The sequence below is a fragment of the Rhodococcus aerolatus genome, from assembly GCF_054783215.1.
The window spans coordinates 1-19,824 of record NZ_BAAGQZ010000011.1 but is presented as its reverse complement, the minus strand read 5'-3'; the positions used below and the strand labels follow the sequence as shown (position 1 = coordinate 19,824).

19 protein-coding genes are annotated in these 19,824 nt (G+C 78.7%); 10 read left to right on the top strand and 9 right to left on the bottom strand.

Translation table 11 applies throughout. The features are described 5' to 3' along the window. Positions 1-9: 9 nt before the first annotated feature. Positions 10-1,965 carry a Stk1 family PASTA domain-containing Ser/Thr kinase gene (gene pknB / locus ACYVOF_RS05390; protein WP_460864505.1) on the bottom strand — a complete coding sequence of 652 codons (1,956 nt, stop codon included), beginning with the start codon at positions 1,963-1,965 and terminating at the stop codon, positions 10-12. 125 nt (positions 1,966-2,090) lie between these two features. Between pknB and ACYVOF_RS05385 the strand changes: the two genes are divergently transcribed. Then, positions 2,091-2,462, top strand: coding sequence for an Rv2175c family DNA-binding protein (locus ACYVOF_RS05385; RefSeq protein WP_460864504.1), 372 nt, complete (start codon positions 2,091-2,093; stop codon positions 2,460-2,462). Between the two features lie 35 nt (positions 2,463-2,497). Here ACYVOF_RS05385 and ACYVOF_RS05380 read toward each other — a convergent pair whose 3' ends face one another. The 4 genes from ACYVOF_RS05380 to ACYVOF_RS05365 all read right to left on the bottom strand — a co-directional run bounded on the left by ACYVOF_RS05380 (position 2,498) and on the right by ACYVOF_RS05365 (position 7,938). Further along, entirely contained in the window at positions 2,498-3,463 is a 966-nt protein-coding gene (locus tag ACYVOF_RS05380; protein ID WP_460864503.1) for a phytoene/squalene synthase family protein, read from the bottom strand. Continuing rightward, on the bottom strand, positions 3,460-5,136 hold the full coding sequence (locus ACYVOF_RS05375; protein ID WP_460864502.1) for an alpha-(1->6)-mannopyranosyltransferase A: 1,677 nt from the start codon (positions 5,134-5,136) through the stop codon (positions 3,460-3,462). Before ACYVOF_RS05375 ends, ACYVOF_RS05380 begins: the two co-directional genes overlap by 4 nt. A gap of 113 nt (positions 5,137-5,249) precedes the next feature. Then, positions 5,250-6,803 (bottom strand): phytoene desaturase family protein, encoded by a 1,554-nt coding sequence (gene crtI / locus ACYVOF_RS05370; RefSeq protein ID WP_460864501.1) that lies wholly within the window; start codon positions 6,801-6,803, stop codon positions 5,250-5,252. Between the two features lie 4 nt (positions 6,804-6,807). After that, the gene (locus tag ACYVOF_RS05365) at positions 6,808-7,938 is read right to left on the bottom strand and encodes a polyprenyl synthetase family protein (RefSeq protein WP_460864500.1); all 1,131 of its coding nucleotides are present in this window, start codon (positions 7,936-7,938) and stop codon (positions 6,808-6,810) included. 225 nt (positions 7,939-8,163) lie between these two features. Between ACYVOF_RS05365 and ACYVOF_RS05360 the strand changes: the two genes are divergently transcribed. Beyond that, on the top strand, positions 8,164-9,093 hold the full coding sequence (locus ACYVOF_RS05360) for a methylenetetrahydrofolate reductase (protein ID WP_460864666.1): 930 nt from the start codon (positions 8,164-8,166) through the stop codon (positions 9,091-9,093). Continuing rightward, positions 9,086-9,751: a CDP-alcohol phosphatidyltransferase family protein gene (locus tag ACYVOF_RS05355; RefSeq protein WP_460864499.1), complete on the top strand. Its 666-nt coding sequence runs from the start codon at positions 9,086-9,088 to the stop codon at positions 9,749-9,751. The genes ACYVOF_RS05360 and ACYVOF_RS05355 overlap by 8 nt, the downstream gene beginning before the upstream one ends. Here ACYVOF_RS05355 and ACYVOF_RS05350 read toward each other — a convergent pair. Genes ACYVOF_RS05350 through ACYVOF_RS05335 form a run of 4 tightly spaced genes read right to left on the bottom strand, consistent with a single transcriptional unit; the run spans position 9,684 to position 13,751 of the window. After that, positions 9,684-10,808: a glycosyltransferase family 2 protein gene (locus tag ACYVOF_RS05350; protein WP_460864498.1), complete on the bottom strand. Its 1,125-nt coding sequence runs from the start codon at positions 10,806-10,808 to the stop codon at positions 9,684-9,686. The genes ACYVOF_RS05355 and ACYVOF_RS05350 overlap by 68 nt on opposite strands. Further along, the gene (locus ACYVOF_RS05345) at positions 10,805-11,605 is read right to left on the bottom strand and encodes a carotenoid biosynthesis protein (protein ID WP_460864497.1); all 801 of its coding nucleotides are present in this window, start codon (positions 11,603-11,605) and stop codon (positions 10,805-10,807) included. Before ACYVOF_RS05345 ends, ACYVOF_RS05350 begins: the two co-directional genes overlap by 4 nt. After that, positions 11,602-13,224 (bottom strand): phytoene desaturase family protein, encoded by a 1,623-nt coding sequence (locus ACYVOF_RS05340; RefSeq protein ID WP_460864496.1) that lies wholly within the window; start codon positions 13,222-13,224, stop codon positions 11,602-11,604. Before ACYVOF_RS05340 ends, ACYVOF_RS05345 begins: the two co-directional genes overlap by 4 nt. Beyond that, positions 13,221-13,751 (bottom strand): GNAT family N-acetyltransferase, encoded by a 531-nt coding sequence (locus ACYVOF_RS05335; protein ID WP_460864664.1) that lies wholly within the window; start codon positions 13,749-13,751, stop codon positions 13,221-13,223. The genes ACYVOF_RS05340 and ACYVOF_RS05335 overlap by 4 nt, the downstream gene beginning before the upstream one ends. Before the next feature lie 213 nt (positions 13,752-13,964). Between ACYVOF_RS05335 and ACYVOF_RS05330 the strand changes: the two genes are divergently transcribed. From ACYVOF_RS05330 to ACYVOF_RS05300, 7 genes are all read left to right on the top strand, one after another. Then, positions 13,965-14,495 (top strand): SAV_6107 family HEPN domain-containing protein, encoded by a 531-nt coding sequence (locus ACYVOF_RS05330; protein ID WP_460864495.1) that lies wholly within the window; start codon positions 13,965-13,967, stop codon positions 14,493-14,495. After that, positions 14,492-15,214 (top strand): methyltransferase, encoded by a 723-nt coding sequence (locus ACYVOF_RS05325; RefSeq protein ID WP_460864494.1) that lies wholly within the window; start codon positions 14,492-14,494, stop codon positions 15,212-15,214. Before ACYVOF_RS05330 ends, ACYVOF_RS05325 begins: the two co-directional genes overlap by 4 nt. Before the next feature lie 7 nt (positions 15,215-15,221). Then, positions 15,222-16,544, top strand: coding sequence for a DNA polymerase IV (gene dinB, locus ACYVOF_RS05320; RefSeq protein WP_460864493.1), 1,323 nt, complete (start codon positions 15,222-15,224; stop codon positions 16,542-16,544). Positions 16,545-16,696: 152 nt separating this feature from the next. Further along, positions 16,697-17,101 carry a DUF3040 domain-containing protein gene (locus ACYVOF_RS05315; RefSeq protein WP_460864492.1) on the top strand — a complete coding sequence of 135 codons (405 nt, stop codon included), beginning with the start codon at positions 16,697-16,699 and terminating at the stop codon, positions 17,099-17,101. 500 nt (positions 17,102-17,601) lie between these two features. After that, on the top strand, positions 17,602-18,039 hold the full coding sequence (gene mraZ, locus ACYVOF_RS05310) for a division/cell wall cluster transcriptional repressor MraZ (RefSeq protein ID WP_460864491.1): 438 nt from the start codon (positions 17,602-17,604) through the stop codon (positions 18,037-18,039). A gap of 236 nt (positions 18,040-18,275) precedes the next feature. Further along, positions 18,276-19,253, top strand: a complete 978-nt coding sequence (gene rsmH, locus ACYVOF_RS05305) for a 16S rRNA (cytosine(1402)-N(4))-methyltransferase RsmH (RefSeq protein ID WP_460864490.1) — start codon at positions 18,276-18,278, stop codon at positions 19,251-19,253. Then, on the top strand, positions 19,250-19,824 hold a 575-nt coding region (locus tag ACYVOF_RS05300; protein WP_460864489.1), incomplete at its 3' end, for a hypothetical protein. The genes rsmH and ACYVOF_RS05300, both read left to right, overlap by 4 nt.

The window sequence follows — 19,824 nt, the reverse complement described above, 5'->3', positions numbered from 1 at the left end:
CCCCGGCGCTCAGGGCAGCGCGGTGAGCCGGACGGTCGTGCCCGGGGCGACCCGGGTGCCCGACGGCGTCTGCCCGACGACCAGGCCGGCGTCGGTGGGGAACAGCTGGGACACGGTGACCTCCAGGCCGGCCGCGGCCAGCACGGACCGCGCCCGGCCCACCGACATCCCGCGCACCTGCGGCACCGTGACGGCGTCCGACACCTGCAGCCGGACCTGGCTGCCCGCGGGCACCGCGGTGCCCTGCGCCGGGACCGTGCCGACGACCCCACCCGCGGGCACGCCGGCGTCGAAGACCTCGTCCTGCCCGGTGACGACGAGCCCGGCCGCGGTGAGCGTCGCGGTCGCCGCGTCGGCCGACGACCCGGCCACCTCCGGCAGCACGACCGGCCGACTGCCGAGGCTGCGGGCGACGGCGACCGTGCTGCCCACCGCCACGGTCGTGCCCGCCGGCGGGTCGAGCCCGATGACGGTGCCCAGCGGGGCGGTGTCGCTGTAGTCGTCGCGCCCGGCCACCGGCACCAGCGTGGCCTCGCGCAGCTGCTGCTCGACGGCGTCCAGCGGGGTGCCGACCGGGGCCACGGGGACGGCCGGGCGCCCGGCGGAGACCCGCAGCGTCACCCGGGTTCCCTCGTCCACCCGGGACCCGGCCGCGGGCTCGGTGCCCAGGGCCGCGCCGGCCGGGGTGGTGTCGTCGTAGCCGGTGGCCACCACGGGGGCCAGGCGCGCGTCGGCCAGCACCCGGGTGGCCGCGTCCCGGTCGAGCCCCGCGACCGCGGGCACGGCCGCCACCGTGGCGGTGCCGAGCACCCAGGCCCCGACGCCGACGGCGGCCGCGAGCACGGCGATCACCACCAGCCACACCGCGGCGGTGCGGCGGCCGCGCCGCCGGGCGTCGTGCCAGGGCTGGCCGCCCCGGGGGCCGACCCCGGTGTCCACCTCGGCGCCGGCCGCCGGGCCCCCGGGGCGGGGGTCGTGGTGGACGGGCCGCAGCACCGCGGTCCCCGTGGCGCGGGGCTCGACCATGGTCTCGCCGCGCCCGACCGCCCGGGGGGTGCGGTACCCGGGCGCGGGGTGGGTCGCGGAGCGGGTCGGTGCGGGCACCCGCACGTGCGGCACCCCGAGGCGGCGGCGCAGCACGGCCAGAGCCTCGGCCATCTCGGTGGCGTCGGCGAAGCGCTCCGCAGGGTCGCGGTGGGTGGCGCGCAGCACCAGCTCGTCGAGCTCCGGCGGCACCCCCGGCACCCAGGTGCCCGGCGCGGGGACGTCGTGGTGGACGTGCTGGTAGGCCACGGCGAGGGCGTTGTCGCCGCGGAACGGCGGGCCCCCGGTCAGCAGCTCGAAGGCCAGCACGCCGACGGAGTAGACGTCGCTGCGCGGGTCGGCGTCCCCGGTGGTGACCTGCTCGGGGGAGAGGTAGGCCGCGGTGCCCAGGATCATCCCGCTGGCCGTGGCCCCGGCGGCGGCGACCGCCCGCACCAGGCCGAAGTCCGCGACCTTGACGGCCCCGTCGTCGGAGACCAGCACGTTCTCCGGCTTCACGTCTCGGTGCACCAGCCCGGCGTGGTGGGCCACGGCCAGGGCCTCGAGCACCGGCTCCAGCACGGCCAGGGCCATCGGCACCCCGGTGCGGCCGCGCTCGCGCAGCAGCTCGCGCAGCGTGCCGCCCTCGACGAGCTCCATGACCAGGAACGGCGTGCCGTGGCGGTCGCTGCCCTGGTCGTGCACGGCCACCAGGCCGGGGTGCGAGAGCCGGGCCACCGAGCGCGCCTCGCGCTCGAAGCGGGCCAGGAATTCCGGGTCGTCGGCGAAGCGGGCGTCCATCACCTTGATCGCGACGGGGCGGTCCAGCCGGGTGTCGGTGCCCCGGTAGACCGTGGACGTGCCCCCGCGGGCCAGGTGGTGCTCGACGCGGTAGCGGCCGTCGACGAGCGCGCCGAGGACGTCGGTGCCGCTGCCGACCACCCGGGTCCCCTCTCGTCGCCACGCCCGTGCCCCCTGCGGGCCGACCCCCGATGGTAGCGGCGGGTGACCCCCCGGGCCGGGCGCAGCGGTCGGTGCGGGCGGGGTGTGGCGTTATCGTGACCGCCGTGAGCCCGGTTCCCGCTGTCGACGACGTGCTCGACCCGTCCGTCCCCACCCTGACCCTGCCCGCCGCCGGACGGGTGCTGGGGGTCGCGCAGAGCCGCGTCGCCCAGCACGTCCGTGACGACGACCTGCTCGCGGTGCGCCGGGACCGGGCCGTCGTGGTGCCCGCGGTGTTCCTCGACGGCACCGAGAAGCGGGTCCTCAAGGGCCTGCCCGGCACGATCAAGGTGCTGCTCGACGGCGGCTGGTCCCGCGCGGAGGTGCTGGGCTGGCTGTTCACCCCGGACGAGAGCCTGCCCGGCACGCCGGTCGACGCCCTCGCGGGCAACCGCGGCAAGGAGATCACCCGCCGCGCGCAGGCCCTGGCCTTCTAGCCGGGGTATCCAGCGGGGGTCCCTGGCCGGGCTCCCTAGCGGGCCCGGGCTCCCCGGCGGGCCCACACGGCGCGCGCCAGGCCGGGCCCGGCCACCGCGGCCCGGCGCGCGGGGGGGACGCTCACCCGGCGCTCGAGGACGGCGAAGTCGGCGTCCTCGATCCGGTCGAGGATCTCGGCGTAGAGCACCTGCGCGGTGCGCACGCACGGCCGGGACTCCGGCGCCAGCAGGGCCACCCCGGGCTCGGCCCGGCGGTACACCGCCCGGGTCAGCGCCACCAGGTGGGCCAGCGCGGCGCGGGTCCGGGCGTCGGTGCGGCCCGCGGCCCGGTTCGCCTCCAGCCGCGCGCGGTCGACGCCGAACGCGGCCAGCTCGTCCGCGGGCAGGTAGACCCGGCCCCGGTCGAGGTCCTCGCCCACGTCGCGCAGGAAGTTGGTCAGCTGGAAGGCCAGGCCGAGCGCCGCGGCGCAGTCCCGGGCCTGCTCCGGGTCTCCGACGACGCCCAGCACGGGCACCATCTGCAGCCCGATGACCTCGGCCGAGCCGCGCGTGTAGGTCCGCAGGTGCGCGAGGCTCGCGTACTCCGCCACCGCCGTGGGCGAGCCGGGGGCGTCCATGAGCATCGAGGCGCAGAACTCGTCGAACAGCCCGGGGTCGATGCCGAACCGGCCCACGGTGTCGGCCAGCGCCAGCAGCACCGGGTGGGTGCCGGGTGCGGGGGGCCCGGCCAGGGCGGTGCGCAGCTGGTCGCGGAGCCCGGCCAGCTCGGCGAGCCGCTCGGCGGCGGGGCGGGTGTCGGCCAGGTCGTCGACGACCTCGTCGGCCAGCCGGGCGAAGCCGTAGAGGGCGTGCACCGCGGGGCGCCGGGAGGCGGGCAGCAGCCGGGTGGCGAGGAAGTAGGTGCGCCCGTGGGCGGCGTTGAGCTCGCGGGCGGTGGTGTAGCCGGCCCGGGCGACGGGGTCGGTGACGCCGGCCGCGTCGAGCTCGGCGGCCCCGCTCACGGGCCCGACCCGACGCCCGCGTCGTCCCGGGCGGGGCGGCCCAGCACGCGGCGGCGCAGGTCGAGGGGGTCGACGCGGGTCAGCGAGCGGGCCGCGAGGACCGCCAGCGCCGTGGCGACCACCACGTCGAACCAGGTGTACATCCCGATGTCGCCGGCCGGGCGGAAGACGAGCACCAGCCAGGTCGAGAGCCCGGCGACCCACACCAGCGAGCTGGTGCGCCACGGCATCCCGGCCGCCATCGCCAGCGGCCAGGCGTAGTACCACGGCAGCGCGGCCGGGCTCAGCACGACGATCGCCACGAGCGCGACGGGGATCGCCCGGGCGGCCCGCAGCGCGCTGCCCCGGCTGCGCCACCACACCGCCAGCAGCACCAGCCCGAGCACCGCGCCGCACAGCGCGCGCAGCGGCGGCAGCACCGTCTCCAGCCGCACCCCGGTGAGCCAGCCGAACGCGAGGGTGACGAGGTGGCCGAGGATGGTGGGGACCGAGAGCCAGTTGATGATCTTCGCGGAGCCGGAGAGCGCGCCCAGCCAGCCCACGCCCACCCCGGCGACGAGCGAGGCGGCCCCGAACACGGCGACGACGACCGCGGCCCCCGGACCGGCGGTGCGGGCGAACTCGGCGAGGGTGCGCCGCGACCCCGTGGACGGCACCGGGGCGGCCTGCCCGACGGCCTCGCCCTGGCGGAGCCGGCGGCGGTCCTGCGCCCGGTGGGCCATCCAGATCCACACCACGAACGGCAGCGCGACCCCCGCGGTCGCCTTGACGGCCGCGCCCACCGCGATGACGGCGATCCCCGCGGCGTGGTGGCGGTCCAGCGCCAGGGCCAGCCCGGCGGCGAGCAGGCCGACCATGAGCATCTCGTTGTGCACCCCGCCCACCAGGTGCACCAGCACCAGCGGGTTGAGCACGGCCACCCACAGCGCGACGGTGTGCTGCCCGCCGAGGTGCGCGGTGAGCCGCGGCAGCGCCCACAGCAGCATCAGCAGCCCGGGGAGCATGAGCAGCCGCAGCAGGATGGTGCCGGTGACGACGTCGTCGCCGGTCAGCGAGGTCACGCCGTCGGCCATGAGCAGGAACACCGGGCCGTACGGGGCGGTGGTGGTGGTCCAGACGTTGCTGACGTTGTCCAGCAGCACCCCGGGGTTGGCGACGGGTCCCACCGCGTAGGGGTCGAAGCCGTCGCGCAGCAGCGCCCCCTGCGCGAGGTAGGAGTAGGCGTCGCGGCTGAACATCGGCGGTGCGGCCAGCAGCGGCACCACCCACGCGGCCACGGTGAGCCGCAGCCCGGCGGCGTCCACCCGCCCGGTGAGCACCAGCCGGCCCAGCCGCACCCAGGCCAGGAGCATCAGCCCGACGCCGAGGTAGACCAGCGCCACCGACAGGTCGTGGCCGTGGCCGTAGCGCAGCCACGACAGGTGGCCCGCCTCGAGCAACGGGTCGCGGACCCGGACGCTGCCCGCGCCGAGCCCGCCGAGCAGGACCGCCCCGGAGCCGAGCAGGCCGAGCCGGGCGGCGGCCCCGGCCCGGGTGCGGGAGAAGTCCCGGGCCCGCCGCAGCAGGCCACCGGGCCACGGGGTGGCGGCGTCCGCGCGCACGGGGCCGCGACCCGCGTCGCCTCGGCGCCCGGCGGGGGTCGTGCCGACGTGCGGCGTGGTGGGAGCGGCCATCCGGGCCATCATCCCCCATCCCCGGGACGGGCACGGGCGACCGGGCCCGTGCGGCGCGGGCCCGGTCCCGCGCTGGTGGTCAGGCGCTTCTGGTCAGGGGCGGTGCGGTGTGGTCAGGCGCTGCGGCGCAGCGCGGCGGCCCCGACGACCCGCTCCGCGGCCAGCCGGCCGGAGATGAGCACCGGGGGGATGCCGACCCCGGGGGTGGTGCCGCAGCCCGCGAGCACCGCGTTGGCCAGCCCGGGGACGAGGTTGCCGCGCCGGAACGGACCGGTCTGGGCGACGGTGTGCGACGCGGAGAAGGGGGTGCCCGCCCCCATGCCCTGGGCGGCCCAGTCCGCGGGGGTGACCAGCTCGTGCACGGTCAGGCCGTCGGCGATGCCGGTGTAGCCGCGGGCCTCGAGCACCCCGAGCAGCTCGTCGCGGTAGGCCGGGCCGACGGTGTCCCAGTCCAGCGGGGCCGACTCCAGGTTGGGGCACGGCGCGAGGACGTAGCAGAGGTCCTTGCCCTCGGGGGCCAGGGACGGGTCGGTGACGGTGGGACGGGTGATGAGCAGCGACGGGTCGCTCATCAGCCGGCCCGCGCCGCGGCGGTTGCGGCCGGTCGGGATGATCTCGCGGAACGTCTCGTCCCACGCCTCGCCGAAGTCGATCGTGTGGTGGGTGGTGGCCGGCCAGCGGGCGGCCACCGCGGCGTCGACCCCGCCGTGCAGGACCACCGCGGAGGGGGACCACCGGGTCCCGGCGCGGCGGCGGTGCGGGTGGCCCAGCAGCCCGTCGACCAGCGGCAGGTCGGGGGTCAGCACCACCTGGTCGCACGCCAGCCGCTCGCCGTCGGCGGTGCGGACGGCGACGACGCGGTCCCCGGACCGCTCGAGCGCGGTGACCTCGGTGCCGAGGCGGCCGTCGGCCCCCGCCGCCACCGCGGCGTCCCACAGCGCGCGGGCCACCGCGTGCATGCCGCCCTCCGGGAAGTAGACCCCGGCGATGGTGTCCATGTAGGGGATGACGCCGTACGCGGCCAGCGCGCGCTGCGGGGCGACGCCGGCGTAGAGCGCCTGGAAGGAGAACAGCCGCTGCGCGCGCTCGTCGGGGATCCGGGCGGCCACGGCCCGGCCCAGCGAGCCGACCCCGCCCAGGCGCACCAGGCGGGCGACGTCCGCGCGGGCGGCGGCGGAGGTGACGAGGTCGAGCGGGGAGTCGTAGTTGGAGCCGATGAAGCGGCCGATCTCGGTGTCGTAGAGGTTGGTCAGCCAGCGGCGCAGCCGGCGGTAGCCGTCGGCCGTCGCCGCCCCGGCCTGCTCGCGCAGCTCGGTCTCCATCGCCTCGGGGTCGGCGTGCACCTCGAGGGTGGAGCCGTCGGCGAAGCGGGCCCGGTAGGCGGGGTCGAGCCGGTGCAGCACGACCCGGTCGGCCAGCGTCTCGCCGACCGCCCCCAGGGCCTCGTCGACCAGGTCGGGCATCGTCAGCACGGTCGGGCCGGTGTCGATGCGGTACCCGTCGCGCTCCAGCAGGCCCATCCGCCCGCCCGGGTGCTCCGCCCGGTCGAGCAGCGTGACGCGCCGCCCGGCGCCGAGCAGGTGCAGCGCGGTGCTCAGGCCGGCCAGCCCGGCCCCGACGACGACGACGTGGTCCGAGGGTCCGGTGGTGGTGCGGGGAGTGGGCACCCGGTCAGTGTGTGCGGCTGGTCGCCGAGCGCGCCATCCGGGCGAGCGCGTCGCGCGCCGGCTCGGTGACGGGGGCCACGGCCAGCGTCGCCGCCGCGCGGTCGGCCAGCTCGGTGATCCTGGCCTCCACCTCGTCGACGGCGCCGAGGTCGAGCAGGGCCGCGCGGAGCCGGTCGATCCCGGCGGCGTCGAGGGCGGTGCCCAGGCCCGAGCGCAGCAGCCGCGCCGCGGCGGGGTCGGCCGCGTCGGCGCGCTGCAGGGCCAGGGCGACGAGCAGGGTGTGCTTGCCCTCGCGCAGGTCGTCGCCTGCGGGCTTGCCGGTGACGGCCGGGTCGCCGAACACGCCGAGCAAGTCGTCGCGGAGCTGGAACGCGGTGCCGATGTCGGTGCCGAAGCTGCGGTAGGCGGCCACGAGGTCCGCGTCCGCCCCCGCGACGGCCGCGCCGAGGTGCAGCGGGCGCTCCACGGTGTAGGCGGCGGTCTTGAACCGGTCGATCCGCAGCGCCGCCTCGGGGCTCTCGTCCCCGGCCGCGTCGGCCAGCACGTCGAGGTACTGCCCTCCCAGCACCTCCAGGCGCATCGCCTCCCACACCGGCTCGGCCCGGGCCAGCGCGGCCGCGGGCAGCCCCGAGGCGCGCAGCAGGTCGTCCGCCCACGCCATCGCGACGTCGCCGAGCAGCAGCGCGGCGGCCGTGCCGAAGCGCACCGGGTCACCGCGCCAGCCGTGCGCGCGGTGCCGGTCGGCGAAGGCGACGTGCACCGTGGGGTTGCCCCGCCGGGTGTCGGAGTCGTCCATCAGGTCGTCGTGGACCAGCGCGCAGGCCTGGATGAGCTCGAGGGCGGCGAAGGCCCGCAGCGCGGCGGGGGCGGTCTCGCCGCCCGGGTCGCCGCCGGCCCCGACCCAGCCCCACCAGGCGAACGCGGGCCGCACCCGCTTGCCACCGTCGGTGACGAACGTCTCCAGGGCGTCGACCGCCTCGGCGTAGCGCGGGGAGACGCGCACCGCGTCGGGCCGGCGGCGCGCGAAGAACCCCACGAGCTCGGCGGTGACCGCGCTCGGGAGGTCCACCCGGGCGGCCGGGCGCAGGTCGGTGCGGCCGGCGACCTGGGTCGGAGCGGGCTGCTGGGCGGTCACGCGGGGAGCCTCCAGGGTGGGCCGGGGACGAGCGCGGGGGCCGGGCCGGCACGGGCGCCGGCGGGGGGTGGCGTGGTGCCACGTCGGCCCCGAGCCTAGGGCGGGACCACCGGGTGCGCCCGGGTGCGGCTGCCTATGCTCGTGGGCGTGACCCCCCGTGACGAGACCGCCCCGGCCGGCCCCGGCGACGAGCCGGTCGCCGCGCCGCCGGCCGCGCCGTCGGTGGTGGACCGCATCACCTCCGGCCACGGTGGGCGGCCCCGCTTCTCGGTCGAGTTCTCCCCGCCCCGCGACGAGGCGGGCGAGGCCCAGCTGTGGCGCACGGTGCGCGAGCTGGAAGCCCTCGACCCCGCCTTCGCGTCCATGACCTACGGCGCGGGCGGGTCCACCCGCGACCGGACCGTGCGCATCACCGGGCAGCTGGCGCGGGAGACGACGCTGCTGCCGGTCGCGCACTTCACGGCGGTCAACCACTCGGTGGCCGAGATCCGCGCGGTCGCCGGGGCGTTCGCCGACGCCGGCATCCGCAACGTGCTCGCGCTGCGCGGCGACCCGCCGGGCGACCCGCTGGGGGACTGGACGGCGCACCCCGAGGGCGTCACCCACGCCGACGAGCTGGTGCGGCTGCTGCGCTCGCTGGGCGACTTCACCGTCGGGGTGGCCGCCTTCCCCGAGGGCCACCACCGCTCGCCGGACCTCGACCACGACGTCCGCCACTTCGTCGGCAAGCTCCGCGCCGGGGCCGACTACGCCATCACCCAGCTGTTCTTCCGGGCCGAGGACTTCCTGCGGATGCGCGACTCGGTGGCCCGCGTGGCGCCGGACCAGGCGCACAAGGAGATCGTCCCCGGGATCATGCCGGTCACCTCGCTGCGCGGCGTGCGCCGGATGGCCGAGCTCTCCGGCGGCACCGTGCCCCCCGAGGTGCTCGAGCGGCTCGAGCGCGCCGCGGGCACCGGCCCGGAGGAGGACCGCGCCGCGGTGCGCGCCGAGGGGGTGGCGATCGCGGTCGAGCTCTCGCAGCGCCTGCTCGACGAGGGCGTGCCGTGCCTGCACTACTACACGCTGAACTTCGCCCGGGCGACGCGCGAGGTGCTCGCCGGGCTGGGCATGGCCCCGGCCCGGTCGGACGCGCTCGCCGGGGCGCGTGGCTGACCCCTCCCCAGCCGGGGCCGTCGACTGGTCGGCCCGCCACGGGGGGATCGACCCCGCCGGGGTGCTGCTGCTCACGCCCTGGCTGCGCCTCGTCGAGGCACTGGCCCGGCCGCTGCGGCGGGTGCCACCCGACGCGGTGAGCGCGGCCCGGGTGGCCGCCGCCGTGGCCGCGGGCCGGGTGGCCCGCGCGGGGCGCCCCGGGACGGCCGCCGCCCTGGTCGTCGTCTCGGGCGTGCTCGACGGCGTGGACGGTGCCGTGGCCGCCGCAGCCGGCCGGGTGTCCGGCCACGGCCGGGCGCTGGACTCGTCCTGCGACCGGGTGTCCGAGCTCGCCCACCTGGCCGCGCTGCGCCACGTCGGGGTGGGCACCGTGCCCGGGGCCGCGCTGCTCGGGCTGACCGCGGTGCTCGAGCTGACCCGCCGCCGCGCGGGCGGGCACGTCCGGCTGACCGCCTGGGAGCGGCCGTCGCGGGTCGTGCTCGCGGTGGTGGGCCTGACCGCGGCCGCGGCCGCCCCGGGCGCGCGGCGGACGACCGGGCGCGCCACCGGCGTCGTCGGCGTCGGCCTCGCCGCGGCCGGCGTGCTCGGGGTCAGCCGACCGCGCGCCCCCTCCACCGCAGCGTCCCCCGACGGCGGCTGCGGTGGGAGTCCACGGTGAGGCCCAGCACGGCGAGCACCCCGAACGGGTGGGCCAGCGCGTCGGGCCACGCCCGGTCCCCGGTGGCCCCGGCCGCCACCACCCGGCCCGCCAGCGACGCCCCCGCCCCCAGCAGGCCCCAGCGCCGCACCGGGCCCCGCCCCGCCGCCGCGGCCAGCTCGGCCAGCAGGCCGACCACGAGCAGCGCGGCGCCGAGGGACAGCGCCTGGGCGGGGGAGCCGAAGGCCGCCCACAGCGAGCGGCCGAGGCCGGCCCGCAGCGCGGCCGCGGCGGCGCACATCCGGCACGCCGCGAGCCCCGCACCGGCCGCGGGGGCCGCGAGGGCCCCGGCGCGGCGCACCGCGCGGGTGAGCGCCAGGTCCTCCAGCACCTCGCCCGCCACCGCGTCGTGCCCGCCGGCGCGGTGGTACGCGGCGGCGTCGAGCACCAGCAGCTGCCCGCACGCCGCGGCCATGCTCGGCCGCCGGGAGCGCTGGGCGACGGGCAGCGGCAGGCTGGCGAACCACGACCACTGCTGCAGCGGCTGCACCAGCCGCTCGACGGGGGTGACGGCGACCTGGCGGGGCCACGGGCACACCAGGTCCAGGTGGTGGCCGCGCAGCAGCGCCACCCCGGCGGCCACGGCGGTGGGGGCCAGCCGCACGTCGGCGTCGACGAACACGAGCACCTCGGCGTCCCCGGCCAGCCCGGCGAGCCGGGCGCACGCGGTGGGCTTGCCCAGCCGGCCCGCGGGGAGCACCCCGTCGCCCCGGACGACGACCACGCGGGGGTCGTCCCCGGCGGCGTGCTGCGCCGCGGCGGCCGTCGCGTCGGTCGACCCGTCGTCGAGCACCCACACCCGCAGGACGTCGACCCCGACCTGGGCGCGCAGGTCGGCCAGCAGCCCCGGCAGCCGGCGGGCCTCGTCGCGGGCCGGGACGCACACCGCCACCCGCTCGGCCGTGGGCGGCACCGGGTCCGGCGGGCGCAGCAGGGCGCGCCGGTTCACCAGCGCGAAGCCCAGCCCGGCGCCCACCCCCGCCGCACCGGCCAGCGTCAGCGCCAGCACGGCCCTCACGGGGCCCGCGCCGTCACCGGGGGGCCGGCGGGCTCCGCGCGGGCGACGCGCTCGCGGCGCAGCGCCACCAGCAGGGGCACGCCCAGCACACCCATGCCGAGCAGGCCGAGGACCCCGGAGACGGGCAGGTCCAGGAACACCAGGTGCGCCAGGCCGGAGCCGAGCCAGGTCCACAGCAGCAGCGCGACGGGGACCGCGTCGGCGGGCGGGGTGGGCCGGTGGTGGTCGAGCGCGGCGAGCCCGGCCGCCATGACCAGGGCCACGACCACCCACCCGGCGAGGTTGGTCAGCGGCACCCCGGCCGGGCCGGGCAGGGTGGCCCCGCCGCCGCAGAACCGCCACCGGCCGTCGGCCACCATCTGCGGGTCGAGGTAGAGGTCCCACGCCGCCAGCCCGGTCGCAGCCAGCAGCACCCGGGGACCCCGCCGGGCCACGACCCGGCGGGCGGCGCACCACGCCGGCCACGCCCCCGTGGTCCACGCGGCCGCGATGACCAGCGGCACCCCGGCCACCTCCGGGCCGAGCCGGCCGGGGGCGTAGGCGTAGCAGCCGAACGGCACCCCCGTGCGGGTGCCCACCAGCTCGACCAGCAGGCCCACCCCGGCGGTGACGGCGAGCAGCCCGACGGCCGCCCGGGCCCCGCGGGTGGCGCCGGCGTGCGCCGTGCAGGCGGCGGCGAGCAGCACGACGACGGCGACGCTGACCCGGTCCCGGGCCGCGCCCTGGGTCAGCGGGTACGCCACCTGGGCCGCGACCCCGGCGGCGAGCAGCACCCGCGCGGGTGCGGTCGGGCTCACCGCGGCCGCAGCGGGACCCGCACCCGTGCGCCCGCGCGGCGCAGCACCCCGCCCGAGGCGTCGCGCAGCACCAGCCGGGCGGAGGTCCGCCCGCTGGCGCCCGACACCCCGCCCCCGGGGTGCGTCGAGGCCCCGGTGAGGTACAGCCCGGGGGCGTCGGGCACGCGGTAGCCCCCCAGCTCGGGGACCGGCCGGAAGGAGAACATCTGGTCGAGGCTCATCTCCACGTGCATGACGTTGCCGCCCAGCAGGCCCAGCTCGCGCTCGAGGTCCAGCGGGGTCTGCACGTGCCGGTGGCGCACCGTGGCGGCGACCCCCGGGGCGAGGGCCTCGAGCTCGGCCACGACCCGGTCCGCCTCGGCCTGCCCCACGTCGTCCCAGCTGCGGCCGTCCCGCAGCCGGTAGGGGTGCCACTGCGCCCACAGCGTCAGCCCGTGCTCGCCGTCGGGCGTGGTGCCGTCCCCCAGCGCGGAGAAGCTCATGGCGAGCACGGCGGGGCGGGGCGGCAGGTCCCCGGCCAGGGCCGCGCCGTGGGCCGCGCGCAGCTGGGCGCGGTCGGCCACCAGCAGCTGCAGCCCCGTGGCGACCGGGCCCTGGCCGGCGGCGCTGGGGTACTCCGGCAGCGCGGTGGTCGCGAGCCGCACGGCCATCCCGATGCCCGGGCCCACCCGGACCCCCCGCTCCCAGCGCCGCAGCGCCGCCGAGTCGTGCCCGCCGGCGCGCAGCAGGCCCACGGTGGTCAGCACGTGGCAGCCCGCGACGACGACGGGGGTGCGCAGCGCGCGGCCGGCCGCGGTGCGCACCGTCCACCCCGACGGGCCGCGGTGCAGCGCGGTGACCGCGTCGCCGAGGTCCACCGCGGACCCGGCGGCGCGCAGCCGGGCCACCAGGGCCTCGGTCAGCGCGCCGGAGCCGCCCACCGCGCGGCCGGGGCCCACGTCGTGCATCGCGGCGGCGAAGCCCACCATCGGGGCGGTCCCGGGCTCGGAGGTCGGCGGCCCCGACTGCGCCCCGAACCAGGCCAGCGCGGCCTTGAGCCGCTCGTCGTCGAACCACTCGTCGAGCAGGGCGTCGCCGGAGGTGAGGAACGACCGGCTCAGCGCGCCCGGGCCGTGGGGGGTCGGCATGCCCCAGAACGCGCGCAGCAGCGACGCTCCGGTGGGCGCGGACCCGAAGGCGCGCAGCACCCGCGCGCTGCGTGGGCCCCACTCGGCGACGAACCGGCCGTAGGCGTCGGCGTCGCGCTGCCCGCACGCCGCGGCGATCGAGGCGCACGTCCGCGCGAGGTCGGCGTGGAAGACGATCGCCGGGGCGTCGGAGCCGGCGGGGGCGGGGGCCACCGCCCACGGGTCGGCGTCGAGGTAGCGCAGGCCGTGCGCGGCGAGGTCGAGCTCCTCGACGACGCCGGTGTGGCGGACCATGAGGTGGGCCGAGGAGCCCCGGTCGACCCGGTGGCCGGGGAACCGCTCGACGGTGGAGACCGCGCCGCCGGCGACCGTGTCGCCCTCCAGCACCACGACGTCCCACCCGGCCCGGGCCAGGTAGGCCGCGGCGACGAGGCCGTTGTGCCCGGACCCGACGACGACCGCGTCCGGCCCGGCCGCCGCGCGGGGGCTCACAGCGGCAGGTCGCGGGCCAGCACCGCGAACGGGCGGGGGTCGCCCGCGAAGGTGAAGCCGCGCAGCAGGTCGGTGAACCCGCGGCGGCGGTAGAGCCGCCAGGCGCGGTTGGCCTCGCCGCGCACCTCCGGGGTGGAGAGCAGGACGCGGCCCCCGTCGCACCCGTCGAGCAGCGCGGCGAGCAGCGCGTCGCCCAGGCCCCGGCCCTGCGCGTCGGGCGAGACGTGCAGCTCGGTCAGCTCGAAGTAGTCGTCCATCACCGCGTCGGCCTGCGCGGGGGAGCGGCCCGACGCGACGAGCCCGGCCCGGACCTGCCCGCCCCACCACTGCTGGGCCGAGCCGCGGTAGCCGTAGGCGATGCCGCGCAGGGTCCGCGGGCCGGGCCCGGTCTCCACCGCGGCCACCGCGGACCAGCCGGGGCGCAGGGTGTGCGACTCCCACACCGGGCTGCGCTGCGCCTCCGTGCCGCGGGGGTAGCCCATGGCCGCGACGTAGATCGCGAGCGCCTCCGGCAGCCGGCCGGTCATGTCCGCGCGGGACAGCGGCTCCACGGCGATCGGCACGGTCCCATCACACCACCGCGCACCGACGGCTGCGCCCGCGGTGCGGGGCTGGCGCCGCGGCCCGGTCGGGGTTAGCGTGGCGTCGTTCGAACAGGTGTTCGACGAGCCGGGGTCCCGGTGGTGGGCGAGGGAAGCGTGCACCACCGGGGCCGCCGGTCGCAGCGGGAGGAGGACGCGGTGCACACGAGCGCAGGAGCGGTCACGGGCGCGGCGGCGACCACGGGCGCAGCACCGGGCCCGGCGGGCCGCCCGGACGGGCCGGGGGACGTGCTGGACGGCGCGCGGCGGACCCTGGCCGAGGCCCACGGGCTGGCCGACCCGGTGGCCCGCTACCACCGGGCGCACCTGGCCGCGGTGCGCGGCGCGGTCGCCGCCACGGGCCTGCTCGCGCGGCCCACTGCCGCGCCCGCGCCGCAGCGCACGGTGTGGTCGCTGCTCGCCGAGCGCGCACCGGAGCTCACCGAGTGGGCGTGGTTCCTCGCCAGCACGGCCCCGCTCACCCTGGCCACGACGGGCCGCGGCCACGTGGGGGAGCGCGACGCCGACGACCTGCTGCGCCAGGTGGCGCAGTTCCTCGACCTGCTCGCCGCCCCGCTGCGGCGGGCCTGCCGGGACCTGAGCGCTGCAGCGGTGCGCACTACTGTGGACGCGCACGGCAGGCCCGGTGGCGACCCGCGCCGGCCGGGGACGACGGGGGGACGCACGTGAGCCAGTCGACCGGGCTCGGCGTGATCGGCGCGCTGCTGCGGGTGGCCCCGTGCCGGGTCGTCGACGTCGGGGGCGGCACCGGGGTGTGGGCCGTCCCGCTCGCCCAGGCGGGCTGCGAGGTCGTCGTCGTCGACCCCAGCCCGAACTCGCTCGCGGCCCTGGCCCGGCGCGCGGCCGAGGCCGGCGTGGCCGACCGGGTCTCCGGCGTGCAGGGCGACGTGGACAGCCTGCTGGGCCCCGAGCCGCACCACAGCGTGGCCGGGCGCGGTGCGGACCTCGTGCTGGCCCACGGCGTGCTCGAGGTCGTCGACGACGTGCCCACCGCGCTGCGGGCGCTGGCCGGCCTGCTCGAGCCCGGCGGCGTGCTGTCGGTGCTCGTCTCCTGCCGCGCGGGCACCGCGCTGCAGCGCGCCGTGTCGGGCCGGATCGCCGAGTCCCGCCACATCCTGGACGACCCCGACGGCCGGTCCGGGCCCACGGACGTCCTGCTGCGCCGGTTCGACGCCGCCGACCTGCACGAGCAGCTGACCGCGGCCGGGCTCGCGGTGGAGCGCACCACCGGCGACGGCGTGCTGGCCGACCTGCTGCCCGGGCTGGTCCGGGAGGCCAGCTCGGCGGGCGAGCTGGCCGAGCTGGAGCAGACGGCCGCCGCGTCGCAGGCGCTCGGGGCCGTGGCCAGCCGGTTGCACGTCCTCGCCCGCCGCGCCGCCGGCGGCTGAGGCGCGGGTGGGACGCAGCAGCGACCTCGCCGGGGGCGGCTCCGGCCGCACCCGGCACGGGCTCGACCTGGCCGCGCTCGCCACCGGCGACGACACCGGGGCCACCGTGCTCCACGTCGACATGGACGCCTTCTACGCCAGCGTCGAGGTCCGCCAGGCCCCCCACCTGCGCGGGCTGCCGGTCGTCGTCGGGGGCGCGGGCGGGCGCGGGGTCGTGCTCTCGGCCACCTACGAGGCGCGCCGCTACGGCATCCGGGCGGCCATGCCCGGGGCGCGGGCGCGGCGGCTGTGCCCGCACGCGGTGTTCGTGCCGCCCCAGTTCCCGCTCTACACCGCCGCGTCGCGGGCCGTCATGGCCGTCTTCCGCGACGTGACGCCGCTGGTGGAGCCGCTCAGCCTCGACGAGGCGTTCCTCGACGTGGCGGGCGCGCTGCGCCGCCTCGGCGCGACCCCGCTCGAGGTGGCCCACCGCATCCGGGCGGACGTCGTCGCCGCCGAGGGCATCACCTGCTCCGTCGGCCTGGCCCGGACGAAGTCGATGGCCAAGATCGCCTCCGGGCTGGGCAAGCCGGACGGGGTCGCGCTGGTGCCGCTGGCCCGGGAGCGGGAGATCCTGCACGCGCTGCCCGTCTCCGCGCTCTGGGGGGTGGGGGCCCGCACCGGGGAGCGCCTGGCCGAGAAGGGGCTCCGCAGCGTGGGCGACCTCGCGGGGACGGACCTGGCCGTGCTGCAGTCCTGGGTCGGGCGGTCGAGCGGGGCGCACCTGCACGCGCTGGCCCACGGCCACGACCCGCGCCCGGTCGTCGCCGGGGTGGGGGAGAAGTCGGTGGGGGCGGAGGAGACGTTCGCCACCGACTCGGCCGACGGCGTGGCGCTGCGCCGCGAGCTGCTGCGGCTGTCGGAGCGGGTGACCGCCGGGCTGCGCCGCAAGGGCCTGCTGGCCCGGACCGTCTCGATCAAGGTGCGGTGGGCGGACTTCACCACCATCACCCGGTCCCGCACGCTGACCGACCCGACGGACGTCGCCCAGCTCGTCTACGCCACCGCCGGGGAGCTGCTGACCGCGCTGCACCCCTTCCCGCAGGCGGTGCGGCTGCTCGGGGTGCGGGCGGAGCAGCTCGTGGCGGGCGACGAGGTCGCCACCCAGCTGCGCCTCGACGAGCCGGAGCACGGCTGGCGCGACGCCGAGCGCGCGGCCGACCGGCTCCGCGCGCGGTTCGGCGCAGCGGCCGTGGCCCCGGCCGCGCTGCTGCCCGGTGCGCCCCGGCCCGGGGCCGTCCGGGACGGGCGGCGGGGCCCCGACGGCCGCCCCGGCGAGCCCCGCGGCTGAGCCACCCACCACGCCCGGGGGACCCGCCCGTGCCACGGGTGGTCCCGCACCCGCCGGACTCGTACTATCGACGCAGACGCACGACGACCGCGCGTCCGCCGGCCCGCTGTCCGCGGGCCGGTCGACCATGACCCAGTGCCGGGGGAGGGACGATGCCACTCTCCGAGCACGAGCAGCGTCTGCTCGACCAGATCGAGAGCGCGCTCTACGCGGAGGACCCGAAGTTCGCGTCCAACGTGCGCGGCGCCCGGATGCGCTCGGCGACCCGCCGCCGGCGGGTGCAAGCCGCGGCGATCTTCATCCTCGGTCTCGTCCTGCTCATCGTCGGCATCGCGCTGCCGCTGCGCCCGGGCGGCTTCCCGGTGGTCAGCGTGCTCGGCTTCCTGGTCATGTTCGGCGGCGGGGTGCTGGCCGTCCTCGGCCGCGGTGGCCCCGCGGCCCCCGGCTCCGACGGCGGTGGCGGCGGCAAGGGTGGCCCCGGCCGCGGCGAGCCCAAGCCCGGCGGTCTGTCGTCCCGCATGGAGGAGCGCTTCAAGAAGCGCTTCGACCAGGAGTAGCTGGTCCCCGGGCCGCAGCTCGGCCCACCGGACGTCCCCAGGCCGTCGACGCACCGCGTCGGCGGCCTGAGGTCCGTCCGGGCACCTCTCCCCACCGCGCCCCACCCGGCTCGCGCCCCACCTCCCGACCTCCCCCCACCGCGCCCCACCCGGCCCCTCGGCCCGGTGGGGCGCCGTCGTCCGGGACCCCGGGGGTGCTCCGACCGGGCCCACCTGCCGCACACCCGCCCCGCACCGCGCCCGTGGACGGCGGTGCGCCGGTCTGGTGGGGCCGTGCCGGGCTCGTCCCGGGCTCGCTCCGGGCTGCATCCCCCACCGTCCCCCACCCTCACCCCCGTGACGTTGACCTGCGACGACGCGGCACGACACCCGGCTGCGACACGGGTCGAGGGGCTTCCATGTGGGGCTGGGTGGGGTATGGTGGGGCGCAGTGGGGCAGAGTGGAGCCCCGAGGTCGTGACCGGGCACGGGGCCCGCCGCGACCGGGCAGGAGGTGACCGGTGGCGAGCCCGTTCATCGGCACCTTCACGCCCCGCCTCGACGACAAGGGCCGGCTGACGCTGCCGGCCCGGTTCCGGTCCAACCTGGAGGGGGACGTGGTGCTCACCCGAGGGCAGGAGAACAGCATCGCGGTGTACCCCGAGGCCGAGTTCGAGCGGATCGTCGCCCGCGTCACCGCAGCCCCCGGCACGCAGACGGCACGCATCGTGCGCCGCCAGATCGCCTCCGGGGCGGACCCGCAGAGCGTGGACAGCCAGGGTCGCGTGTCGATCAACCCGCTGCTGCGCAGCTACGCCGGCATCGACCGCGAGTGCGTCGTCAGCGGTGCGTTCGACTTCTTCGAGATCTGGGACCAGCGGACCTGGGAGACCTACCTCAGCGAGACCGGCGAGACGTTCTCCACCGCGCAGGAAGGGGCCTTCGAGGGGCTGCTGTAGCCGGCCCACGACCACCACGACCACGCCCGGGCGACCACCCGGTGCCGTGCGGCCTCCGTCCGAGGAGGGCCCTGACGCACTTCCCCTGCGCCAGGTCCCCCACCGGGCGGGGACCGGACGACACCGTCCCCGCCCCCGACCGCACCACCGGCACGACCGCCACCAGCACGACCACCAGCAGGTCGGGCCACCACCGACCACCGCCCCGCGGGGCCCACCGGACGCAGGAGCAGGGGGTGTCACCGACGGTGAGCGGTCCCCGCCACGTGCCCGTGATGCTCGAGCGGGTCACCGCGCTGCTGGAGCCCGCGCTCGACGCGCCGGGGGCCGTGGTCCTCGACGCGACGCTCGGCCTCGGCGGGCACGCCGCGCACCTGCTGGGACGCTTCCCCGGGCTGCGCCTGGTCGGCCTCGACACCGACCCCGACGCCCTCGCCGCCGCCCGGGAGCGGCTGGCCCCGCACGCCGACCGGGTCACCCTGGTCCACACCGTCTACGACGGCATCGCCGACGCGCTGGACACCGCGGGGCTGGCCGGCACCGGCAGCCTCGCCGGCGTGCTGTTCGACCTCGGGGTCTCCTCCATGCAGCTCGACCGGGCCGAGCGCGGCTTCGCCTACTCCCAGGACGCCCCGCTGGACATGCGGATGGACCCCACGACCGGTCCCACCGCCGCGGACGTGCTCAACACCTACCCGCACGGCGCGCTGGCCCGGGTGCTGCGCAGCTACGGCGACGAGCGGTTCGCCGGCCGCATCGCCTCGGAGGTGCTGCGCGAGCGGGAGAAGGAGCCCTTCACCACCAGCGCCCGCCTCGTCGAGGTCATCTACCGCAGCGTGCCCGCCGCGACCCGCCGCACCGGTGGCCACCCGGCCAAGCGCACCTTCCAGGCCCTGCGCATCGAGGTCAACGGCGAGCTGGCCGCCCTCGAGCGGGCCCTGCCCGCGGCGGTCGACGCCCTCGCGGTGGGCGGGCGGCTGGTCGTGCTGGCCTACCAGTCCCTCGAGGACCGCATCGTCAAGCGCGAGCTCGCGGCGCGCACCTCCTCGCGCACCCCCGCCGACCTGCCGGTGGAGCTGCCCGGACTCGGGCCCGAGCTGGCCCCCCTGACCCGGGGCGCCGAGCGCGCCACCGACGCCGAGATCGACGACAACCCCCGGGCCGCACCGGTCCGGCTGCGGGCTGCGGCCCGCGTCTCCTGGAGGACGAGTTGAGCGCACCGGTCCGCACCCGCACCCGGCCCCGCCCCGAGACCCCCGCCCGGGGGGGACGCGTCGCCCCGCGCACCGGCCCCGGCGCACGGGCGGGCACGGCGACCGCGGCGTCGCGGGCCTACACCCGGCGCACCCAGCGCACGCAGCGCTGGGCCGACCGGGCCCGGACGGCGCCGACGGGCTCGGTGGTGTCGCGGGTGCCGTTCGTGGCGCTGGTCATCGGGCTGCTCGCCGCGGGGCTGGTGAGCACGCTGTGGCTCTCGACCCGGGCCGCCGAGGACTCCTACGCGCTCGGGGCGGCCCGGTCCACCGCCCAGCAGCTCGACGAGCAGGCCGAGGCGCTGCGGCGCGACGTCGCCTCCCTCGACGCCGCCCCCGCCCTGGCGCAGCGCGCGACCTCGCTGGGGATGGTGCCCAGCGGCACCGTCGCCCACCTCGTCGTCGCCCCCGACGGCGCCGTGACCGTCGTCGGCAAGCCCACCGCGGCGGTCCCGCTGCCGGTGCCCGCCCCCACGGCGGCGCCGGCGCCCGCCCCCGTCGCGGTCGGCCCCGGCACGCCCAGCGCCGCCCC